9 protein-coding genes are annotated in these 22,560 nt (G+C 60.1%); 3 read left to right on the top strand and 6 right to left on the bottom strand.

Annotated features, from left to right (window positions below; translation table 11 throughout):
* Positions 1-86: 86 nt before the first annotated feature.
* The 4 genes from ACFOTD_RS22240 to ACFOTD_RS22255 all read right to left on the bottom strand — a co-directional run bounded on the left by ACFOTD_RS22240 (position 87) and on the right by ACFOTD_RS22255 (position 6,672).
* Positions 87-3,437, bottom strand: a complete 3,351-nt coding sequence (locus ACFOTD_RS22240; protein WP_378122131.1) for a CBM35 domain-containing protein — start codon at positions 3,435-3,437, stop codon at positions 87-89.
* 99 nt (positions 3,438-3,536) lie between these two features.
* Positions 3,537-5,147, bottom strand: a complete 1,611-nt coding sequence (locus ACFOTD_RS22245; RefSeq protein ID WP_378122132.1) for an ABC transporter substrate-binding protein — start codon at positions 5,145-5,147, stop codon at positions 3,537-3,539.
* 53 nt (positions 5,148-5,200) lie between these two features.
* On the bottom strand, positions 5,201-6,088 hold the full coding sequence (locus ACFOTD_RS22250) for a carbohydrate ABC transporter permease (RefSeq protein WP_378122133.1): 888 nt from the start codon (positions 6,086-6,088) through the stop codon (positions 5,201-5,203).
* Positions 6,089-6,099: 11 nt separating this feature from the next.
* A complete protein-coding gene (locus tag ACFOTD_RS22255; RefSeq protein WP_378122175.1) occupies positions 6,100-6,672 on the bottom strand; it encodes an ABC transporter permease subunit in 573 nt (190 codons plus the stop codon).
* Positions 6,673-6,681: 9 nt separating this feature from the next.
* On the opposite strand from ACFOTD_RS22255, the gene ACFOTD_RS22260 reads away from it, so the two are divergent.
* A complete protein-coding gene (locus ACFOTD_RS22260; protein ID WP_378122134.1) occupies positions 6,682-6,933 on the top strand; it encodes a hypothetical protein in 252 nt (83 codons plus the stop codon).
* Positions 6,934-7,286: 353 nt separating this feature from the next.
* Here the strand turns inward: ACFOTD_RS22260 and ACFOTD_RS22265 are convergent, their stop codons facing one another.
* Positions 7,287-9,965, bottom strand: a complete 2,679-nt coding sequence (locus tag ACFOTD_RS22265; RefSeq protein WP_378122135.1) for an alpha-mannosidase — start codon at positions 9,963-9,965, stop codon at positions 7,287-7,289.
* Positions 9,966-10,138: 173 nt separating this feature from the next.
* Here ACFOTD_RS22265 and ACFOTD_RS22270 point away from each other — a divergent pair, with 173 nt between their 5' ends.
* Positions 10,139-11,302: a GntR family transcriptional regulator gene (locus ACFOTD_RS22270; RefSeq protein WP_378122136.1), complete on the top strand. Its 1,164-nt coding sequence runs from the start codon at positions 10,139-10,141 to the stop codon at positions 11,300-11,302.
* Positions 11,303-11,887: 585 nt separating this feature from the next.
* Here ACFOTD_RS22270 and ACFOTD_RS22275 read toward each other — a convergent pair.
* Complete coding sequence (locus tag ACFOTD_RS22275) at positions 11,888-22,330, bottom strand: fibronectin type III domain-containing protein (protein WP_378122137.1); 10,443 nt, start codon at positions 22,328-22,330, stop codon at positions 11,888-11,890.
* 1 nt (position 22,331) lies between these two features.
* On the opposite strand from ACFOTD_RS22275, the gene ACFOTD_RS22280 reads away from it, so the two are divergent.
* The coding region (locus tag ACFOTD_RS22280) for a hypothetical protein (protein WP_378122138.1) at positions 22,332-22,560 on the top strand (229 nt) is incomplete at its 3' end.

The raw sequence follows: 22,560 nt of genomic DNA on the forward strand, positions 1-22,560 counted from the left end.
ATTCCTCTCTGCAATGAAATGGCGTCGCACCCGGCCGGATAAGCCGGACGGGTGCGACGTGATTCAGTCAAATCCGTAAGGCGCGCTTAAGGCTGGCCGTCCAGATGCCGCGTCGGGTTGTAGCTCGCCACGATGCCGGCGCCGGTCGTATTTTGGCCGAACACGGCAGCCGAGTTCATGACTTTGACGCTCGACCCGCTGGCGGCAACGACAGCGTAGTCGTCCTTGGACAGCTGGTCGGTTACGAGATTCCAGATATCGACAGTGCCAGAGTTGACGACGAGGCCGTTCTTGACGCCGCAGCCGCCGATGTTCAGGATGTGCTCGTTGGAGGCGCCGTTGACAATGATCCATTGCGTATGCTGCCACATGTAGCTCTCGCGGATGGCGGAGAAGTTGTCGGTGCCCGCCCAGTTGTTGAAGAACCCGGCGATGCCGTACCGCTCAGCTTCGCCGTCCATTGAAGTCGGATTCAGATCGTGCATCTGCTCGATCCAGCCTTCCGTACTGGTGCCGACCCGTACGAAGTTGTCGGCGCTGAAGCCGAACAGCCGCTTGACGAAGTGACGGTCGCTGCCGTTCGCGATGTCGAGACCGTTGGAGGCGTTCTCGAACTCGACGTTGACGACATAGACGTCGTCCGCATTGTTGATTCGCACCGTATACGGGAACTTCTTGATGTTGGCCGCCGTGTTCATCGGGTTGTTCGGATAGAACACGCGCAGTCCGCGAAGACCGGACTTGTTGCCGTTCAGCGTAATGAAGGCGGTGTCCGTCGTCGGCGTCGTCGTGTTCTCGCCCTCGTAGGCGAACAGCGCAGTGCCTTCGCCGGTCGCCCGGGCTTCGATCGCGGTGGAGCTGGCGCCGCGCAGCTCGACGTTCGCCGGTACCGTCAGGTGCGTGCTGACCTTGTACCAGCCCGGCGGCAGGTACACGATGCCGCCGCCTGCCGTGCCGGCCGCGTTCAGTGCGGCCTGGATGGCCGACGTGGCGTCCACGGTCGGCAGACTGCCGCGCACTGCCTTGACATACGGCGCATAATAAGGCGCCTTGGTCACGTCGTAAAGCGTCGTGCTCGTCGTTTTGCTGGGCGTGCCTTCGGTATAGGACGTCGGCGGCGGAGTGGTCGACGTAGAGACGGTGAGTCCCGTGCCGGTCGTGGCGCCCGTCAGCGTGTTGTCCGAAGCAAGCAGCTCCGCGATCGTATTGATCCGGCTGTAGTTGATCGAGTTGATGCTGCCGGAGAGCGTGCTGCGCAGAATGGCGTTTTTGCGGAAGCCCGACTCCATTTTCAGCGCATAGTCCGTATTCTGGATATCCAGCAGCGCAAAGCCCGAGCCCCACGATCCGTCGCGCGGTCCGTCCACGTCCCGAATCCCGTATTTATAGTCCGAAGCCTTGAGCTTGTAGTGCTGGACGGCATCGTTGTCGGAGAACAGGAATGCCGTGCCGTTCGCTCGCGTGTAGGCGTCGAGCACGCTCTTGGCCGGCGCGTTGTACGTGCTGCCTGCGTTCGCCCAGTAAGCGTTGCTGAACGTAATCTTCTGGGTGGTATCGACCGCCGCCGTCTCCCGCAGCTCCAGGCCGACATTTAATGCCGTGCCCTTGATGCTGTCGAACGAATCGAAGCCGTGGAAATTATTGACGAAAATGCCTTTATACGCGTTCAGGAACGTCACGTTGTGAACCGATGCCGTATCCTGGTCGGCGCGGATGACATAACCCAGATTGACCGGAACGATCGGATTGGAATGGTTCTGGTTCGGATAGTAGAACGTGAGCCCGACGACGCCCGCATTCGTGCCTTGCAGACTGATCAGCTGTCCGATATCGGTCGTGACGTTGGCCGAGATGACCGTGCCGTAACTGCCCGTGCCGCTGTCCGGGTCGCGCCAGTCGCCGCGGATGGAACAGAACGAATACACTTTAAGCGTGGAGCTGATCTTGTACGTGCCGGACGGCATCCAGACCGTGCCGCCGCCCATCACGAAGCAATCGTCGAGCGCCTTCTGCACGGCTGCGGTCGCGTCGACCGCGCCGGTCTTGTCCGCGCCGTAGTCGGTGACGTCGAAGTCGGAGATGACGACGTCCTCCGTCGCATAGGTCGGGGTGACGATTTTCGCCTTGCGCGGCGTCGTCGCGACGTAGATCCTGTCGATGTCGGTGCCGGCCGTATCGGCGCTGTCCTTCTGCACCTTGAGCGTGTTCGAGCCGGCGTTCAGCTGAACCGCGACTTTGACTTCCTTGTAAATATTCCAGTTGCCCGTAGCCGGGAAGGAGACGCTCATGACCTTCGTCCCGTTGACGTACAAGCTTTTCGTACGCGTGTCCGGGTAGCCGTTGGAGTAGCGGATCGTCAAGTCGTAGTAGCCGGCGCCCGTAGTGGACGGGGTGCTCACGCTGCCGAACTGGACGTACGCGCCGTCGCTGTTCAGCGTGCCGACCTTGGAGCCGCCGGACGCGTAGGTGTCCGACGAGGTCGCGGCGCCGCCGCCGACCGTGCCGCTCTCGGCCTCGTATTTGGTGCCCGACTGGATATACTCGAAGGCGTCCCAATCGATCGCGTACCCCGTGGAAGCCGCGTTCTTCGTGCCGCTGACGGCTACCTTCAGCGTGTGCACGCCTTCAGAGAGGTTGCGCTTTTCGTACAACACCAGCTGCTTTTCCCAGACCGGTCCGTACGAATCCACGGTTCCCTGACTGACGCCGTCGATATATACGTTCGCCAGGCCGTGGTTGTTGTTCTTTGCGCCGATCCAGCGAACGGCCGTGCCATGGAACGTAAATTCAACCGCATCGTTCGTCGTCTGGGAGAACGAGACGTCGTTGTTGGCATAGCCCGTCGCGCCGAAGTCATGGGTAATCGTATTGCCCGGGTTGTAGTAGCTCAGGTAATAGTAAGCGGCAGAATTGTTCACGAACGTCCAGGCGGAAGTGGCGCCCGGTACGAGAATGCTGTCGATGTCGCTGGCCGGGCTGTCCGCGCTGTCGCGCTGGATCTTGATCGTGTTGCTGCCCTCGTTCAGCGAGATGCTCGCCGTCACGGTGGAATAGACGTTCCAGTTGCCCGTCGCCGGAAAGCTCACGGTCGCCACGTCGACGCCGTTCACGTACAGGCTCTTGGTGCGGGTATCCGGATAACCGTTGGAGTAGCGGATCGTAATCGTGTAAGTGCCTGCGTTGCCGACGCTTACATTGTTCAGCTGCACATAATTGCCGACGTCGTTCATATTGCCGACCTTGTAGCCTGCCGACGCGTTGCTGTCCGCCGTGACGGCCGCCGTGCCGCCGATGACGCCGTTCTCGGCCTGATAGGTCACGTCCCCGGCCGCGTAGGCGCTGCCCGACGGACCTGCCGCGAGCCAAAACGCCCCCAAGCCAAGCGCAAGCGCCGCGCTCCATACGTACTTCCTCAACCCGCTTCGACTTCTTCCCACTTCATTGACCACCTTTACATTAGGGTAATGGCACAGGTCAAGCAGCTGCCAGAGACGCGCCCGCCTCCGGCAGCCCCATACAGGGGAATGCGGCAATTCTTATTTTTTCGCGGCCAGGAAAGCGTCCGCTTGCTTCTGAATCTCAGCTACGATCTTGTCCGTACCCGCTTTCTTCTGCTTCTCGATGTAGTCGGCGAGCGCTTTGTCCGCATCCTTGACGATACCGTACATGAGCGGCTTGCCTGCTTCGGTCGTCAGCGCGGTGCGCTTGGCGATCTCGTTCTTGATCGCGTCCGTCGTCGGGAAGAAACCCGTGAGGCCGGAGACGAGACTGTTCGGCTGATTGGTGAAGTCGGCGATCGCCTTCCAGCCGTCGGCCGTTCTCGACTGCGTCGGCCGCACCAGGTTGTCGCGCCAGAAGCCCCATTGCCCCTGCCAATCCATGTAGTTCGAAGTCTCGGCCGTCATGCCCTCCGGATAAACGAACGTATCGCCGTTTTTGACGTACGTCTTGCCTTCGATGCCGAACAGCACCATGTCGTAGAGGCTCTGATCCGTCGCCATCAGGTCCATGAACATGAGCGCTCTTTCCGGGTTTTTGGCGTTTTTGTTAATCGCCATCATGTTGGCCAGCGGCGACCGTCTCTGATAATTGCCTTCCGGATACATCTCGGAGTAGAAATTCTCCGGCTTGCCCAGGAAGTCGTTGAAGTTGATGTATTCGTTCGTGTTGAACCCGACGACCTTCAGATTGCTGGATTCGCCGGCATGCGCGTCGCGATTGATCATGAGATCGGCCGGAATGATGCCTTGGTCGGCCCACTTCTTGGCCCAGGTGACCGCTTCCTTATACCAGTCGGTCTGCTCGACCGGAATGAGCTTCATCGCCGGATCGTCCAGCTTGTAAGTGAGGCCGTACAAGCCGTCGACGGGATCCGCGTAGTTGTATTTAGGGGCGAGCATCGAGAGGATCTTGCTGTAGGTCAGGCCGCCGTCCCATTCGAGAATGTGGCTGTTGGGCGCAGCCTTTTTGGCTTCCTGCAGGAAGGCGTCCAGCTCCTCGACCGTCTTGATGGAGCCGTTCTCCGGTTGGGCGACTTTGCCTTCAAGGCCCGACTTTTTGAAGTCGACCGAGACGAAGGCGTGGTCGTTCGTGATTTGCGTCCAAGGCATCGCGGTGATTTTGCCGCCGGACGTGATGGAGTCGACCAAGTTGCGCGACTGCAGCTGCTCATAGTAGTTCGGCGCGAATTTTGGAAGCAGATCCTTGATGTCCAGGTAGTTGTTGACCATCTGCGGATAGGCGAGCCAGTCGGCGTCGAAGTTCAGGTCGTAGTTGTCGCCGGACGTGGCGAGCAGCTTGATCTTGGTCGCGTAGTCGTTAAAAGGGATGAAGTTGATTTCGAATTTGGCGTTCAGCGTGTCCTTCACTTTATCTTCGACGGCTTTCCACACTTCGTCGGTGGCGGGTCTCTTGTCTCCGGCGAAATAAATCTTGAGCGTCACCGGGTCGAGCTGCTGCGCGGCAGGCGAGGATGCGGAGGAATCCGAAGCCGAGGCGGAGGCGGAGGCGCTGGATTGTTGAGGCGGCGCGGACGAGGATGCGGCGTTGCCGTTGTCATTATTGTTGTTGCCGCACGCCGATAGCGCGCCCCCCAGCATAAGCGCGGACAGGACCGCGCCGGTCAGACGAATGGTTCTTTTTTTCATCGTCGTAATCTCCTTCATCTATATTCTACATAAGGGTTTGACCCCCAGAGTAGTCAGCCTTTGACTGCGCCGATCATGATGCCTTTGACAAAATAACGCTGCACGAACGGATACAGGAATACCATCGGACCGATCGTTAAAACGCAGGTCGCGAGCTTGATGCCTTCGGAGGGAACCAGGCTGCCCGACAGCATCCGCGCCGCCGCGTCCGACGACTTCAGGAACATGATGTTGGAAACGATGGACCGCAGCAGCAGCTGCAGCGGCTGCAGATCGCTGCTGTCGATGAGCATGACGCCGAGGTACCAGTCGTTCCAGTACGTCAGCGCGATGAACAGCGATACGGTCGCGATGACCGGCGTCGACAGCCGCATCACGATCTTGAAGAAAATCGTCGCTTCTCCCGCCCCGTCGATCTTGGCCGACTCGGACAGTTCCTCCGGCAGCGACTGAAAATAATTGCGGATCAAAAACACGTTAAACGCGCTGCACAGATACGGAATGATAAGCGCGGCGACGCTGTCCTTGAGGTGCAGGTAATTGACGCAGACGATGTACCACGGAACCATGCCGCCGCTGAACAGCAGCGTGAGCATCGAATAGACGGACAGGAACTTTCTGTACTTCACTCGCCGGAGCGACATGGGATAGGCCAGCATCGCGCAGATCAGGACGCTCGCCGCCGTCCCGACGACGGTCACGATGGTCGAGATCTTGTAGCCGTTCACCAGCACCTTCCACTGGACGAACAGAATGTGGTAAGCGCTTAGGCTGAAATGACGCGGGATCAACTGATAGCCGTGCGCCTGAATCTCCAGTTCATTCGTGAAGGAGCCGCCAATGACCATCAGAAACGGCAGCAGGCACAGAAGCGAGAAGGCGAGTACGACCGCGTATATGACCAGATCGGAAAATCGAATGGCGCCCCATTTGCTTGTCATCTGCTTCCCTCCTAGAACAGGCCGGAGCCGCTCTGATATTTGTTGGCCCAGCGATTGCAGGCAAGCACGAGCATGAAGGCGATGACCGATTGATAGAAGCTGGCCGCGGAGGCCATGCCGACATCCCCGAGTACGCGCAGATTGCGGAAAATAAAGGTGTCCAGCACGTCGGTCGTCGCGTACAGGTTCGGGTTGTCGCCGATGATGCCGTAGAACATCCCGAAGTCCGCGTTCATGATGCGTCCGATCGCGAGCAGCGTCAAAATGATCATGGTCGGCTTCAGCATCGGCAGGCTGATGTAACGCATCTGCTGAATCCGCGTGGCGCCGTCGATCTCCGCGGCTTCGTAATAGCTGGTGTCTACGCCCGATAATGTCGCGATGTACAGGATGGAGTTGTAGCCGGCGCTTTTCCAGATCGTAATCAGTGTCAGGATGATCGGCCACGCCTCCGGCTTGTTATACCAGTTGACCTTCGAAAGGCCGAACCACTGCAGAAGCTGATTGAGCATGCCCTGGTCAAACGCGAAGATGCTGTAGGCGAAGACGCTGACGACGATCCAGGAGACGAAAAAGGGCAGCAGGGTAAACGATTGAACGAGCTTCTTGAACGTTTTTTTCTCACTTCGTTAAGCAGGAGCGCCAGCCCCACCGCGACGACCGTACTGCTCGCGATGAACAGCAGGTTCAGCAGAATCGTATTGCGCGTCGCCCGGAAGGTCGTATCCGAGGTGAAGAGGAAGTTGAAGTTGTTGAAGATCGGCTTCGTCCATTCGCTGCCGAAGATGCCTTTGCCGAAATCGAAGTTTTTGAAGGCGATCAGCACGCCCGCCATCGGCAGGTAATTAAAGAAAAACAATACGACCAGGCCTGGCACGGCCATTAAGTACAAGAACGCGTTTTTGTTGAGCTCGAAGGCGATTCCCTTCGTTTTGCCGCGCTGCCGGCCTGCGCCTGCGTCCATACGATCCACCTCGCTGTTTATATTCGTAACCGCTTCCATAAAGCGCTTTCAATCGTTTGCTTGAAGGACGCGCGAAGCTTCATCTCCTCCATTTCCTCCATCTCATCCATTTCCTCCATCTCTTCCACCTCCGTTGTCATTCAACGCTAACACCCCAACTTGTTATATTTGTTATAAACTTATATGTCGCTTGTATATTGAGATTATACTTTTAGAACAACACGTTGTAAAGGGTTAATTTACCTCCGCGGAGATCCCTTCAAAGCCCAGCGTCAGCATCTTCTTCGACGCAAGCGGGAAGGCAATCCTCCCCTTCTCGGCCTGCATGGGCGTCACGGCTCGTTCGTTCAGCATCCGCTCGCTGATGGCGACGTCGCCTTCGAACAGTCGTCCCGTCGCCATGACGGTCCCTTCCGACTCGCCGAGATTGACCATCCGGAGCACGACGCCTCCTGCATCCTCCGTCCGCTTGAGCGCCGTCGTCACGACGGCGCCGCCGGGCGAATCGACGCTCGCCCAAGAGATCGCCGGAGGAAGCGAGCCGCCGTGAATGCCGGTCGTCACGGCCCGAAGCGGCGTATTGAACGCTTGTGCCGCACGGACGACCTCGCGGTAATCTCCGCCATGAGGCACGATGGCGAAGCGGCAGCTATAATGTCCAAGGCACTGGGCGCCCGGCGCGGGAAAGTAGTTCCAGTCGCCGAGCTCGCCCACGCAGCGTAGCAGCGTCAATGCGATCGTGGCGCGGCCGTCGCGCAGCGCCTCGTACTCGGGCAATCCCGCCGTGACGACCGCCAATCCCCGCTGGCCGTCCGACACGTCGACGAACGACTGCATCCGCTCGTTGCGCGACGGATTGCGCCAGCCTTCCCATGGCGCGATTGACCTTTCCACGACGTCGAACGGCGCGTCGGCGCGGACGTTCCCGGCATTCGCGTCGCTCGGGAACAGCGCGCGCAGCCGGTGGTCCTTGGCCGCATTGTCCAGACTGACGTCGATTTCTGCGTATTTGGCGCCGGATCTGAGGCTGACGACGACTTCGATCTCTTGGCCGATCGTGCGCGGCGACCGCCCGCTCCCTTCGCGTTCAGCCGGCAATTCGAGCCGGTGCCGGATGACAAGGCGCGCGCAGCCTGCGGCGGAACGATCCTCAAGCAGCACCGGCACCGCACCAGTAACGATCGGGCTTGCGCCCTCGGCGGCCCGGTACAGGTATTCGTTGCCGATATCGCCGCTGTCCTCGAGCCTGAGCAGATCGCGATATACTTGCCCCGTTTCCTTGTCCTCCAGAGTAAGCATGCCGCCCGCGTCCGTTAAAATACGCAAGTAAGCGTTTTCTAAAATCGCCGAATCCGCTCCCATGAAGCACGCGGCTTCGGCGCCGCTTCCGATCGGCGCCAGCTTGCCGCCAGCCCGCCGCACCCAAGCAAAAGCTGCGTGCCCCGTTCCCGGTATTCCGTTCGCCAGGAAAGTCAGGCGGTATCTTCTTTTCCGCCAGGGTATCCGGAACCGGTCGTCCGGCAGCGTAAATCCGCTGATCCAGCCGAGGTCTTCCCAAGCGTAAGCGACTGCGGCGCCGTCACGGTCCAGCAGCGCGTACCGGTCGGGCTCAAGCTCGGAATCGGCGTCGATGTCGACCGTCGCCCATTCGTCCCTGGCCCAACCGAGCGGGTTAAATACGACGAACGGATGCGCGTCCTCCGTCGCGCAGTTCTCCGCCGCGGCGAATCCGGACGTATCGGTCCTGCCCGCGATATAGGACATCGCGTCAAAGCTTAGCGACTCCGCGATCTGCGCGCTCTTCATAAAGCGCGTCACCATCTCCTCGTGAACCGCGTCGACGCTGCAGCCGCAGATGCTGTCGTGCGGATGATTCTGAAGCAGCAGCTTCCAGGCATGCTTCAAAAAGGCGGCCGGGCATTCCCGCCCCAGCAGGCTCGCAATCGCGGAAAAAGGCTCGGCCCACCGTTCCAGTTCGCTCTGTACGCGCGTATTCCATTGCTTCAGATACATGCGCGAGGACGCCGTGTTGACCAGCGTGGTCCAGCCGTCGGTCCGCTCGCCGATGAGCTCGCCCGATACCGCCGCGGACGGAGACGCGCACGATTCCAGCTTGTCGAAGTAGTCTTGGAACCGGCTGTGGATGAACCGGTAAGCGGGCAACCCATCGTTCAGCGCCGCGATGGCTTGCCCGACGTCGGACTGCACAGGCTGGTGATCGCAGCCGTTCATAAGCAGCAGATGCGGCGTGGAGGCGAACCGCTCGACGTTGTCCAGCGCCAGTCTCCCCCGCTCGCCCGCCCGCGCCGCGTCGGTCGGCAGCTCCATGCCGTTGTGATACCAATTGGCCAGAAAGACGGACAGCACCCGCGAGCCGTCGGGCGACGCCCACCACAGCTCCGACGGGTAGCCCGAGCTGTCCGCGTTGCGGACGGCGTTGTTCTCGGCGATGGCGTTGATGCCGCGGCCGAACACGGCATGCCTGATTCCGAAGCCCTGCAGCAGCTGCGCGGATTGGGAGATGTTGCCGAACGTATCGGGGAAGTAGCCGATCTCGGTCGCGCCGCCCAGCTCCGCGGCGCGCGCAAGACCGAGCTGCATGTTGCGGATCTGCGCTTCGCCGCTCGTGAGAAAAGCGTCCTGCAGCACATACCAGGGACCGATGTTCAGCTTGCCTTGCCTTACAAGCGCGCGAAGGCGCTCCTCCTGTTCGGGGCGGATCTCAAGATAATCGTCGACGAGCAGTACGTGCCCGTCCAGATGAAAAAACGTAAAGCCGTTATTTTCCGCCTCCAGCAGGTCCAGCACATCGTCGATCAGCTTGACGAGCCGCATCCGGAACTTTTCGAAGGGCATGTACCACTCGCGATCCCAGTGAGAATGCGAAATGATGTAAACCGTCGCTTTCTCCATCTCCCCGCCCCTCCCGTTCATCATCGTCTTTTTCAAATTAACTTGTATACTTTATAACAAGCTTGTAATAAAATATTATCATGTTCATGCCAACCTGTAAATTAAGGAATGTAACTGTACAACCTTGCGTTTAAGTTATATATTTGTCATAGAAAATGTTAGGAGTGTTAATGATGAATAAGGCCGTGCAGCGCGTCCCGTTATATACGCAAATACGAGACTACGTATTTAAGCAAATATCGGACAAGGTGTGGAAGCCTGGAGACAGATTGCCTTCTGAAAACGAGTTCGCGGAGCAGTTCAACGTCAGCCGGATCACGGTTAAGAACGCGCTCGCGCAATTAATCGAGGATAACCTGATCTACCGGATTCAGGGTAAAGGCTCCTTCGTCTCGCGCGATCTTGCCGGCGAACCCAAGCTGTATCAGGAGGGCGAGCAGCCGCAAGCGGAGGAAAAGCAGCTCGTCGCCTATCTGATGCCGAGGCTCGGGAACACGTTTACCGCCCAACTGCTCAGCGGCATCGAGAGCGAGCTGACCAAGTTGAATTACAGGCTGCTCTTCTGCAAGACGGACGACTCTCAGGAGACCGAAAAAGAAGTGCTGCGCGAAGTCATTCAGCTCGGCGTAAAAGGCATTATCGTTTTCCCGGTCGACGGAGAGTCTTATAGCGAAGAGATTCTGCGGCTCACGCTGAACGAATTCCCGCTCGTCGTGGTGGACCGCTACCTGCGGGGAATCGAGACGAACTGCGTCTGCTCGGACAACGTGGACGGCGCCCACAAAGCGACCGCGCATCTGATCGAGAACGGCCATAACCGGATTGGCTTCATCTCGACGGCTTATCAGGGGACGACGAGCATCGAGGACCGTCTGGTCGGCTACGAAAAGGCGCTCGCGGAGCATCAGATCCCCGTCGAGCATCGGCTTCGCCTGCATCACTTCGACGGCGAACGGATCAACGCCGTGCTGAAGGACGGCGAGGCGGACCCGGGAATCAAGGAGGAGATTCAAGCCTTCCTGCGGCAGAATCCGGACATGACCGCCGTCTTCGCCATCAATGCCGCGGTCGGCTTGACGGTGATCGAGGCCGCCCGCGAGATCGGCATCCAGGTGCCCGGGCAGCTGTCGATCGTCTTCTTCGACAACTACGAGCTGTCGGCGCTGTCGAGCGTCCCTCCGACCTGCATCAGCCAGGAAGAGGAGCTCATGGGCAAGGAAGCCGCGCGCCTGCTCGCTTCGATTATCGAAAATCCCAAGCAGGAGCGCCGGAAGATCATCACGCCGAACAAGCTGATCGTGCGCAAGTCGGTGGCGCCGGTGAGCACGCCGGTGTAGGGCGAGACGCAGGGCGAGGATCACGCAGGTCAATATGCATGTAGCAAAAAGGAGGCTGCCGTCAGCCTCCTTTTTGCGCTGCGACGCCAGCATTTGCGATGCGATTGCCAGCATTCCCGTCGGCGACCGCCAGAGCTTGTCGGCCTGTCTGCCTTTCTGCCTCGCCCGCGATTTGCGCACAGCTCCCGTCCACAGTACGTAGACCGCGCCCTCCTACGACTTTAAGTAACTTTCGACTTTAAGTAACTTTCGACAGCTTGGCATGAGCTCCGCCCGCTCCCTGCACTCGGACACACAATCCGTTATTTACTCAAAAACCCATCGTCTGGAGCGCCATCCGGACATACGGTACGTTAATGGAGTAAAGTGAGGGCGTAAATGGCCACAATTCCACGAATAACGGATCTACGGTCCGCCGCCGTGCGGAATCAGATGCATACGGTCCAAATAGCGGATCCTCTGTCCAACAAGTCCCCCCGAAACCACAAAAAAAACGCCCCCGCCCCACGGATGCGCTTGGCATCCAGGGGGAGAGACGTATTTTAACGAGATTCGGATTAGTGCCCTCTCTGTTCGTTCAGCCGATCAATTCTTGACGTTCTTACTGATAATCGTAACGATCTTCTCAATAACGAACTTGTACTTGTCCCAATCCTTGATGAGCTGCCCCGCGCCGGAGCTGAACAGAGCGATCAGCACCTGGATGCCGATCTCCGTCCGGTAGGCGTCGAATACGGCATTAATGACGTCCGTGACGCCGTAGCCCGACATGAAGAGGATCAACGTTGCGAATTTCCAGTCGCTCACGCCGCCTTCGTTTTTCAGGATGATGGCCGCTTGGTTCGCGCTAAGGCCGATCGCCCGCATGATGGACAAGCCCGCGATGTTGGGCACATGTTCACCGACGACCTCGGCGGCGATCCCAAGGGAGCTGCGCAACGACGCTTGCTCCGCAGCGGACAACGCCTTGACGATCGTGAACGTTTCGCCGTACTTATTACCATTCGCATAATTGATCAGCCCTGCCAGCGCCACCATCGAGACCGACTCGTGCTTCTGCAGCTCCCGCACGACGTCGATCAGCGGCCAGCGATGGTTGGTGCCCGCACCGTACGACGTTCCGTAAATGTAGATATCGTGAATCGTCCACATCATCGGCTCGCCCGACTGATAATAAGCGTCGACCAGCGTCGGCAGATCCGAGAAACCGCCTTCGTCCAGGTACTGGATCATCCGGAACGGCTCCGTATTCGCGCGGTAGAGCGACTGCGCGATCTGGACGGCCGAGAAGCCCTGTTTTTTCAAAATGACGACGAGATCCGTGCTTCCGTTGCCCAGGGTGCCGAAGTAATCTTCCAGCGGATAGCCCAGTTTTTTCAGCCAGACGACTTTGCCTTCCGTCGAGTAGCGGGCGCTGTGCAGAATCTCCGACGCGCGCTTCGCCGAGAAGCCGAAGCTCCCCAGCAGCGCCGCGACGGAATCGTCGAAGCCGAAGGCCAGCATGCCGCTCACGATCGCTTCCGCCGTGAAGCCCGCCTTCTTCATCTCCTGCGCGATGCTGCCGTGCGTCGCGTTCGGCAGCGCCAGCGTGAGAACGCGGACCGGCGTAGCGCCCTCGTTCGGATTGTAGCGCGTCTTCAGCATCATCGCGGCCATGCTCGCGGCATCGGAGAAGCCCGCTCTCACAAAGTTCTGCGCGATGTCGGCTTCGGTGCTGTAGGGCTTGTAACGTGTAAGAATTTCGTACATGATGCTCTCTTTGTCGTAGCCCAGCGACTTCAGCGTATCGATGAGGAAGCTGCGTCCTTCGGCGCTGAAGACGCGTCCTTGCTTCTCCAGCTCGTTCGTAATCTCGTACGCATTGGCGCCCCGCTGCTTCATCAAGGCCAGATAGCTTGATAACGGATCCGAACCGTAAGCCGTCTGCAGCGCCACGAGGATATCCTGCTGCCGGTAGTTGGAGATCGCGCTCATGTAAGTCAGAGCCGCCTGCATATCGGCGTGGTAAATCTCGTTCAGCACGCGCGCGGTCAAGGCCATGCCCGCACTCCGATCCGCTAAGTACCGCACTGCCGAGCGGGCATCCGTGATGCCCGCGCCGACGAGCAGTTTCGCGGCGTTTCCGATCTCGTCGTTCGCATGATAAGCCTCGTTCACGCCATAGCTGATCTGCACCGCATTGTAAGCGGCGTCCTCGAACAGAAGAGCCGAAGCTTGCGCGGCATCCTGGCCGTAACCGTTTTTCAGCACGCGTGCGACAACCGCGAGATTAACCGCGCCGTTCGCCTTGTCGTAACCAAGCTGACGCAGCTTGACGATCGCCGCTTTGGGCGACGTCACGCCTTGCGCAGACAGCACGTCGAGAATCGTGCTCTCCTCCGTCGAACTGTAAGCCAGCGTCACCTTATTAAGCACGTCGCCGAGCGTATAATTGCTTTTCCCGACGAAGTAGGCGTTAAGGATCGACGTCGCTTCGCCGGAGGTTTTGCCGTACACCGTCTTCAGGGCGACGGCCATCTGGAGCAGCTCGTAATGATGCGTCGACATGAACGACAATGCTTCCTCCGGCGTATTGGCGGCTGCGCCCGCCAGTATGTCGGCGAGGCCAACCTCCTGCTGCCCGAACACGGACTTGAGCGCCGCGATGGCCGCTGGCAGTTGGGTGACGCCGCTGTTGCGCTGCAGCACGACCTCGGTTACTTCGCTCTTGGAGAAGCCTGCCGCCGCCAGATTGCTTGCCAGGTTGCCCGGATCGTTCACGCCGTGATTGTTCAGGTAAGTGGCGACCTCCGAGGCATTGAAGCCTTGAAGCTTAAGCAGCTTCGCCGCTACGGTGATCTCGGCTTCGCGATAGATGTAGCCGATCGCCTGGCTGACCGCCTGCACGTCGTGGGAGGCGGTGAGCAGCGTCAACGCCTGGTCCGCCGTCAGCCCCATATCGACGCGCAGCACAAGCACGATCTCATTCATGGTGTACGGGCTCAGCTTGCCCACGATCTCGGCGTTGGTCAAGCCCTTGTTCTTGTAATACACGGTCACGTCGCTGGCGGTCAGGCCGTATTGCTTGAACCGGTCGATCCAGCCGCTGCCGTACCTTGGATTCGACTCGATCGCGGCCAGGATCGTCTGCATCGGGATGCCGGTATTTTTAAGAATGCCGATGATGCCTTTGACATTCGCCGAGCCGAAGTAATCGTCAAGCCCCTGGATCAGCTCGCTCAGCGTGAACTGGCTGGAGACGCTCATCGCATTCGCGACATCCTGAATGGTCGCCGTACTGCTGCCGTACAGCAACAGCGTATCCCGGATGATGCCCCAGGTCGACGGCACGCCCGGTCCGCTGACCCGGCCGTCCGACTTCTCGAGCTCCATCCACTGCTGCATCGTCATGCCCATCCGGCTGCGCAGCTGCATAGCTCTGTCGTAGAAGCCGGTCGACCAGCCGCTCAGCCGGATCTTGTAGAAGGCCAGGCCGACCGTCTGGACGTCGAGGGTCACGTCGGTATCGCCCGCGAAGGCGTACAGGACGGCCGACAGCACCTCATCGCTCGTATAGTAGCCGCCCCCGAACGATTGGAAGGCGCCGTCGATCGTCAGCGGATATCCGTCCGACTTGGCGATGTCGTGAATCGCGCGCAGCGCCTGGTCCGTACCGATGACGGCCGCCTTCATCTCCCGCAGGACATACGGTATATTCCGGCTGTACACCCGATCCAGATAATACTTGGCTAGTTGGGCAGGATCGTACCCCGCATCGGTCATCGCCTTGAAAATCGTAGATTGCGCGCCCGCGCCGGAATTCGTAGACGCGAACGCGTATCTGAACCGGTCCTGAAGCAAGCCGTAGGCCGCCGGGATATCGAGTTCGTAAGCTTGTTTGAAGACGACCGCAAGCTCGCCGAGTCCGTAACCCGCCGCCAGAACGGCCGACGCCGTCTGATCGACGGCGTAGCCGCCCGCCCTCATGGCTGCGGCGAGCTCGCTCACGCCCAAGTTCGTCTGCTTGAAGGCGTAGGCGATGACCGCAGCGCCGTCGGAAGCGCCCGCAGCCTTCACGGCGCTCAGGACCTGGCCGAAGGGAATTCCCGCGCGTAGCATGCCCGCTGCCGCATCTTTGCCGGCAAAGGCGCGGCTGGCCGCGGCGTAAACCTGCTCTTCGCTCAGACCCGCGGCGATCAAAACGTTAACCAAAGACGCGGCGTTATCGATGCCGTATGGCGCCGCGATAACCGAACCGATCTCCGTCGGCGTATACCCGGCGCCGTACAGCAGCTTGACGGCCGCTGAAGCGCCCGGGCTGCCGGCCTGACCGGCCGACAGCGCCGCCGCGGCGTCGGCGATGCCGATGCCGGCATCCTTCAGCGTCTTATAGGCCGCAGAAGGCGCCAATCCGTAAACCTCGCCCAGCAGACGGACGATATCGGCCGTGCTCGTGCCGAGCTTGCGAAGCGTCGAGACCGTCTTGGCCGCCGGATCCGTCAGGTTGGCGTACAGAATGCCGGCGATCTCCCGGTCGGTCTGACCGGCTTCCTTTAACAGCGACGCGATCCGGTCGCTCTGGAATCCCGCGGACCGCAGCGCCGGGACGAAGATCGGCGCCTCATAGCCTGCCGCCACGAGCGTCTTGAAAATGTCTGCGCTGATTAAGCTGTATCCGGCCGGCAGCAGGCCGGCAAGCGCGGTTAGCCCGTCCGCCTGCATATTTCGGAACAGCTGCGCCATCTGGCTCGCGTTCAAGCCGTAGACGCCGGCGATCGCCTGCGCATAGTTGTTCGTCTGGAAGCCCGCGACGCGCATGATGTCGGCTGCCTCCTGCGCGCTCAGCTTGAAGCCGTCCTTCAGCTTCCGCGCCGTCGGTGCGCCGTCGGATCTGGCCTGCGTCGTCGCGTAGCCCAGCGCCGTCGTGCCGACCAGCACGATTGCGTCGCTGAATGCGGCCAGGTAGGTTCCGTTGACCGCCTTGACCGTATTCTTGCCGGAGAAAGTCACATACACCTTGTCCGAGGGGCTAATCAGCGTGTACGGATCCAGCTGCAGAATAATCTGGGTCGGATCCGAGCCCAGGCTCTTGCCGATCCCGCTCAGCCAGCTGTTATTGTATTTGACCGAAAACTGCGCCGACGTCGGAACCGTGGAGATCGGCCTGTCGAAGCTCAGGACGATTTTGTTCCCGATCTCATCGGTCACGGCGTTCAGCAATGCAGGCTCGACGGCCGCGTTGTTCACGGTGAGCTGCGTGCCAAAGTCATATCCGTCCTTGCTCACGACGAGCAGGTATTCCGTATTGACGCCAACATTCGCCTTAATCTGGTACGTATATCCGCCGTCCGTCGTCGTCGCGGATTGAACGGCAAGGGTCTGTCCGCCTCGCGTAAGGGAGAACTTCGCGTCCTTGACGCCAGGATCGAGCTTGACGGTAAATCCGTTCGTATCCGGATTCGATACCGTGGCCGCGACCTTGACAGGCACGTGGAACGCGATGTCCGCACCGAAGTCGTAGCCCTTTTTGCGAAGCTTCAAGGTGTAATCCATGCCCTCGACGATATCTCCGATGACCTTATAGGTGCCGGCTTGGTCTCCTGCCGTCAGCGTGACCCCGGTCACAGCGTCTCCTTCCGGCGTGTACAAGCCGATATCCGCCGCGGCGAGCTCGACCTGGGTCGAGCCTAGCGTCAGGCTGAAGCCGCCTCGCACCGGCTGGCTAACTGCGGCCGCGACCGCATAAGGCTTGATCACTTCGATCGGCGCGCCGAACGGATGGTTCGGATCCGCGATCGCAAGCGTATAGCTGGCGCCTGTCTCGAGGCGGAACTTCAGCTCGAAGCTCGAGCCTGTGAAAATAGCGCCGCTCAGATCGTACAAATCGTTGCCGCTGCCGAATGTGTACGCACGGCCGTCTGCGTCCGTCAGCTTGACGTAAGCGCCGTTCAGATGCGGTACGGGACGGCTGAGGTCGAAGCGGAAGGTCGACTCCCCGGTGCTCGCGAGGCGCACCGCGATCGTTTCCTGCACGCTTGCCGTCAATGCAGCGCCGAAGTTGTATCCGGCTTTGAGCAATTCGAGCTTGTAGTCCGAACCGGACTTGAGCGCTGCGGTCACCCGGTAGGAGGCGCCGTCGTCCGCGGTCGTCACAGCCGCGATCGCGACAGGCGTGCCATCGCTGTCCGACAGGTTCAGGTCGCTTGCAGCAATTCCCGCGACAGGCGTTCCGAGATGGATCGTCAAGCCCTGCTCGGATACGTAATCCAGATTCGCCGCTACGGGAATCGGCACCTGGAACGACAGGCCTGCGCCGAACCCGTATCCGTTTTTCGACACGGTCAGGCTGTAGGTCTCGCTCTCCGTCAGACTCGCGCGGACGGTATAGGTCAGACCTTGGTCCGCCGTCGTCATGCTACTCACCGCTACCGGCTGGTACTGACGATCGCGAAGCTGGAGGTCTGTCGCGTTCAATCCGGCGACGGCTGTATCGAGCTTCAGCGTAAAGCCTGTCTTCGTCATGCCCGACACGGATGCCAGGACCGGAATGTCCACGTGGAAATCGGTCGGCGTAAATGCATAGCCGGATCGCTGCGTAGTCAACGCGTACGACTGGCCGCCGGTCAGCGCGGCCGACAGCCTATAGCTGGCCCCGCCGTCCACGGTTGTCGCGGAAGCCGCCGGCGTCGATACGCCGCCCGAGATCAGGCTGAAGTCTTGCGCGGTCAATCCCGCTACGGCCGGACTGAAGGATACGGTCAAGCCGTTCGTGCCTGCGTCCGAGATCGTCGTCGCAATCTGGCTTGGGATAAAGGCCGAGACCGGGGTGCCGAAATCATAGCCCGGCTTGCCCGCCGTCAAGGCATACGTTCGCCCGCCGGCAAAGTCCGCCGATATGGCATACGTAGCGCCTCCGTCCGAAGTGAGCGCGGAATCGGCCGTCCAATCGTTGCCCAGATCGTCCTTGATCGTGAAGCTGTCGGCTGTCAGATCCGCGACGGCTGGGCCGAACGCGATCCGGATCTCCTTCGCCGCGACGTTCGAGAGGCTCTGGATGACGCCGACCGGCACTTCGGCTGTCAGCGTCGCCCCGAAGTCGTAGCCGTCCTTAACGATCGACAAGCTGTAAACGTTGCCCTGCGCGAACAGCGCCGTCAACTCGTAGGTCTGGCCGCCGTCCTCGGTTACGGCATCCAGGATCGGGAGCTCCTTGGGGCCAGCGACGAGATGGAAGCTGCGCTCGTCAAGGCCCGGCATGGCCGGATCGAACGCGACCTTCACCTTGCTGCCGTTGCTGCCCGGCACCACGCCGCCGTAGCTGGCGTCGACATGCACGACTTGGATCGCCAGATCTGCGCCGTAGTCGTTGCCCGGGGTCGCGTTGTTGATATCCACGTTTTCCACTTGAACGGTATACGTCTCGTTAGGCGTCAGCGCGATGCCTACCTCGTAGCTGAAGCCCTGGTCCGTCGAATACAGGCTCCGGATCGTCTGCCGCTCGCCCGAAGCGTCCAATACCCGAACTTCGACATGGCCGAAAACGTGCTTCTTCAGCAGGTTCAATCGGAAGCCCTGAAGGCTTAGATTGTCGATCGATGCGCCGTTGGCGATAAGCGTGAATCCGGCCTTTTCCGGATTGTAATTCGCCTTGGTCACGGTCACCGTATAGGTCGTCCCGCCGGTCAGCGGCGCCAGGATCCGGTAGCTCTTGCCGAAGTCCGCCGTGGACGCGGCCGTCGCGCCGACAAGATGACCGTCTGCGTCTTCGATCGCGATATCCGCCGCCGCGAGCCCCGGAATCGCCGGCGAAAAGTTCAGCGTGAAGCCTTTCTGCGACTGATTCGTCAAAAGGGTCTCGACAAGAATAGCGTCCGAAATCGTGATGGCGGGCCCGAAATCGTACCCCGGATACACGATTTGAAGCGTGTACGCCACCGGCTGCGACAGGTCTGCGTTCAGCGTGAATATGCCGGCGGATACCTGGTTGACCGTAAACGACACAAGTTCTCCGTCGCCGTCCTTCAGGATGAAGTTCGCTGCCGTCAGCTCCAGCTCATGGTCGATGCTGAGCAGAATGGACGTATTGTTCTTGGAAAGGAGCTGAACGACGCCCGGCTTCGGGATGTCGAAGCTGACCGGCGAAGCCAGCGCGTACTTGTCCTGATAGGTGCCGTATTCGTCGCTCGACAGCGTCACCGTATACGTATCCGCGAAGGCCAGCTGATAGGCGATCCGGTACGTCTTGCCTTGATCGGCCGTCGAGATCGTATATTGACCGGTCGGCAGACGCACCCCTTGACTGTTTTTCAAGGTAAAGTCCATCGCCCGGAGCCCCGGCACCGGCTCGCTGAACGTCAGCGTGAAGCCGTAGAGGGAAGGACTCGACACCGTGGCGCCCACGTTCTTCACGACGGTAATGCGCAGCGGATCGTAGAGCTGATAGTCCTCGTTCGGCAAATAGGTGACCCAGTACAGCTTGCCCTCCGGCATGGATGCCTTGACGGTATAGCTCAGGCCGTCATCGGCGGTCTCTGCCGCGCTGATCGGCACGACCGCTCCCGCATCGTCTACGAGCTTGAAGTTGGCCTTGGTCAGACCGGGAACCGCCACGTTAAAATTCAGCGTGAGCTGCGCGGCCGACTTGCTCGCCACGGATACGATGACCGGCGTCGTAATCCGGATGGACGCGGTCGTATAGCCCGGCTGGTTCACCGCGACGTCATACGTCTTGCCCCAGCCCAGCAGGTTCAGGTTGCCGAAGTCGGCCCGGTAGCTCGCGCCGCCGTCGGATGTCGTCAGCGCTTCGTACAGCTCCTGATGCTGCGCGTCCGTAATGACGACCCTGGCGGCACTCAGATCCGGCAAAGCCGGCGTTAAATACAGCGTGAATCCGTTCGGCGTGACATTGCCGACGCGGACGGACGCGCTTTTGTTCACGTAGAACGAATTGGACGCATCAAATGCGAAGAAGCTTTTTGCGAAAACGGCTTTATAGGTCTTGTCGCGAATCAGCGTCGCCGTCACGAGGTAGCTCAGGCCCCCGTCCTCCGTCGCCAGCGCGAAGTTCGGGACAGCCGCTCCGGTCGAATCCGCAAGGCTGAGGTCGGACGGTTGCAATCCTGGCACCGGATGGTTAAACGTGACGGTGAAACCGCCCGTCGATACGTCCGTAATGACGGCGCCCGTCACATCGGCTGTCTCCGGCACGACGAGCGTCGCCTGCGCGTCCGACTGATAAGGCGTTCCCGAGGGAAGCGATCCGCTAAGCGTCAGCGTGTACCCGCCTGCAGCCAAGCCTGCGCCGCCCATCACAACCCGGTAGGACTGACCATGGTCTTCCGTCGAGACCGATTCGGGATAATAATAGTTGTTATTGGCATCTTTCAGCCTGAATCCATTTGTCTCGATGCCGTCGACGGCGATGCCGAGCCGAACCGTAAAGACGTTGTTGGACGCTGCAGTTGCCGTCAGCCGCGTCTCGAGCGGAATCCATACGAGCGGCAACTCCGTACTCGGGTTCGATTGCAGGGACAGCGTGTATGCGCCAGGGCTGAGACTTGCCGTAAAGTCATACGAAGCGCCGTTCCCGTTCTTCGTCACGGATCCGATGGGTACAGTCTGATCGGCGCTGTTTTTCAGCACGAAGTCGGACGATGCATAATTCATCGCGGGGTTCAGCGTCAGTCTGAAGCCCGAGGAGGATGCTGCTTCAATGTAATTAAAGGAAGTAGGACGAATGATCTTGGGATCGCCGAAGTCGTAGCCCGGGATCAGGATGCGCACATAATAGCTCTGCGCGGCCTCCCTCGCGAAGTGAAGCAGATAAAACTGCTGAGGCGCGTACCAGCTGACCGTGAACGTCACAAGGTTGCCTGCGGCGTCCGTCACGCTGAAGTTGCTATGCGTCAAGGCCGAGCCGACGCTTGGGTTGAAGCCCGCGAACACATCGTCCTGCCCCCACGGCGAAATGGTGACGTTCGCGATTCGGAAGGTCGGAATCGTGCCGAAATCGTACCCGGCGCTCGTCATGCCAAGCGTATATATACGGCTGCTGCTCAGCGATGCCTCGATCTGGTAGCTCGCGCCCTGATCGGCCGTCGTGGCCGATGTGAGGGTAATCGCTGCGCCCTGATCGTCCGCAAGCGCGAAGTCGCCGGCGGTCAGACCCGGCAGCGCGACGTTCAGCTTCACCGTGAACCCGGTGTTCTGAACGGACTTGACCGTCGCTGCGACCGCGATCGTATGCGTCATGTCGAAGCCGCCGGCTGCGACCTTGTTATCGGCCCAGGCGATCTGGAACGAATAGCGCTGCTGCCCGGACAGCGGCACGCTTACGAGGTAACTGGAGCCCGCAACCTTCTCGGTGACCGACGGGATGACGACACGGTTGCCTTGTCCGTCTTTGAGCACGATCTCTCTCGCGAAAAGGTGATCGACCTGGCTCCCGAAGGTCAGGAGGAACCCGTAATGGGCAACCCAAGTCACGCTCGCCGGAATCTCGGACTTGTCCGTCGCGGGGACGGTAACGGCAGCATCCGCGGCGAAGGCGTACCCTTCCTCCGCCAACGTCACCTTATAAGTCTGGCCTTCGCCGAGCTGCGCCCACACCCGGTACGTCCCGTCCGTATCCGCCGTAACCATATCCACGGGAACGTTGGCTGCGCTTGAGTCCTTCAGAACGAAGCTTAGCGCATCCAGATTCTGGATCGCCGGATTCAGTCGGATGGTAAATCCGGACGAAGTGACGGCGCCGATCGTCGGCGTGACCTGTACGTCAGGCACCCGCGGAACGACGACGCTCGAAGCCTGCGAAGCCGCCGAGGTTCCCGCTGCGTTGATCGCTTGGACGACAAAGGCGTATGGCGTGCCGTTGGTCAGGCCGGTCACCGCGATCGGGCTGCTGTCCCCCGTCGCCGTGAACGAGCCGTCGGTAGATGCGACCTTGTAGCCCGTGATCGCACTGCCGCCGTCGTCGGTCGGCGGCGTAAAGTGAACGATGGCCTGGCGGTCTCCGCCGACGGCGGCTACGATCGTAGGCGCGCCTGGCACGGTGACCGGTGCCGCCGTCGGTTCTGTCGTTGGCGACGTTGTTGGTGACGTAGTTGGTGACGTAGTTGGTGATGTGGTTGGAGATGTGGTTGGTGATGTCGTTGGCGACGCTGTTGGTGACGTAGTCGGCGACGCTGTTGGTGACGTAGTCGGCGACGCTGTTGGTGACGTAGTCGGCGACGCTGTTGGTGACGTAGTCGGCGACGCTGTTGGTGACGTAGTCGGCGACG

The sequence above is a fragment of the Cohnella sp. GCM10012308 genome, assembly GCF_042649185.1.
Classification (GTDB): domain Bacteria; phylum Bacillota; class Bacilli; order Paenibacillales; family Paenibacillaceae; genus Cohnella.

Excerpts from the sequence above, each read along its gene's own strand:
- ACFOTD_RS22245 (WP_378122132.1), bottom strand. The coding sequence starts at position 5,147 with ATGAAAAAAAGAACCATTCGTCTGACCGGCGCGGTCCTGTCCGCGCTT.
- ACFOTD_RS22250 (WP_378122133.1), bottom strand. The coding sequence starts at position 6,088 with ATGACAAGCAAATGGGGCGCCATTCGATTTTCCGATCTGGTCATATAC.
- ACFOTD_RS22265 (WP_378122135.1), bottom strand. The coding sequence starts at position 9,965 with ATGGAGAAAGCGACGGTTTACATCATTTCGCATTCTCACTGGGATCGC.
- ACFOTD_RS22270 (WP_378122136.1), top strand. The coding sequence starts at position 10,139 with ATGAATAAGGCCGTGCAGCGCGTCCCGTTATATACGCAAATACGAGAC.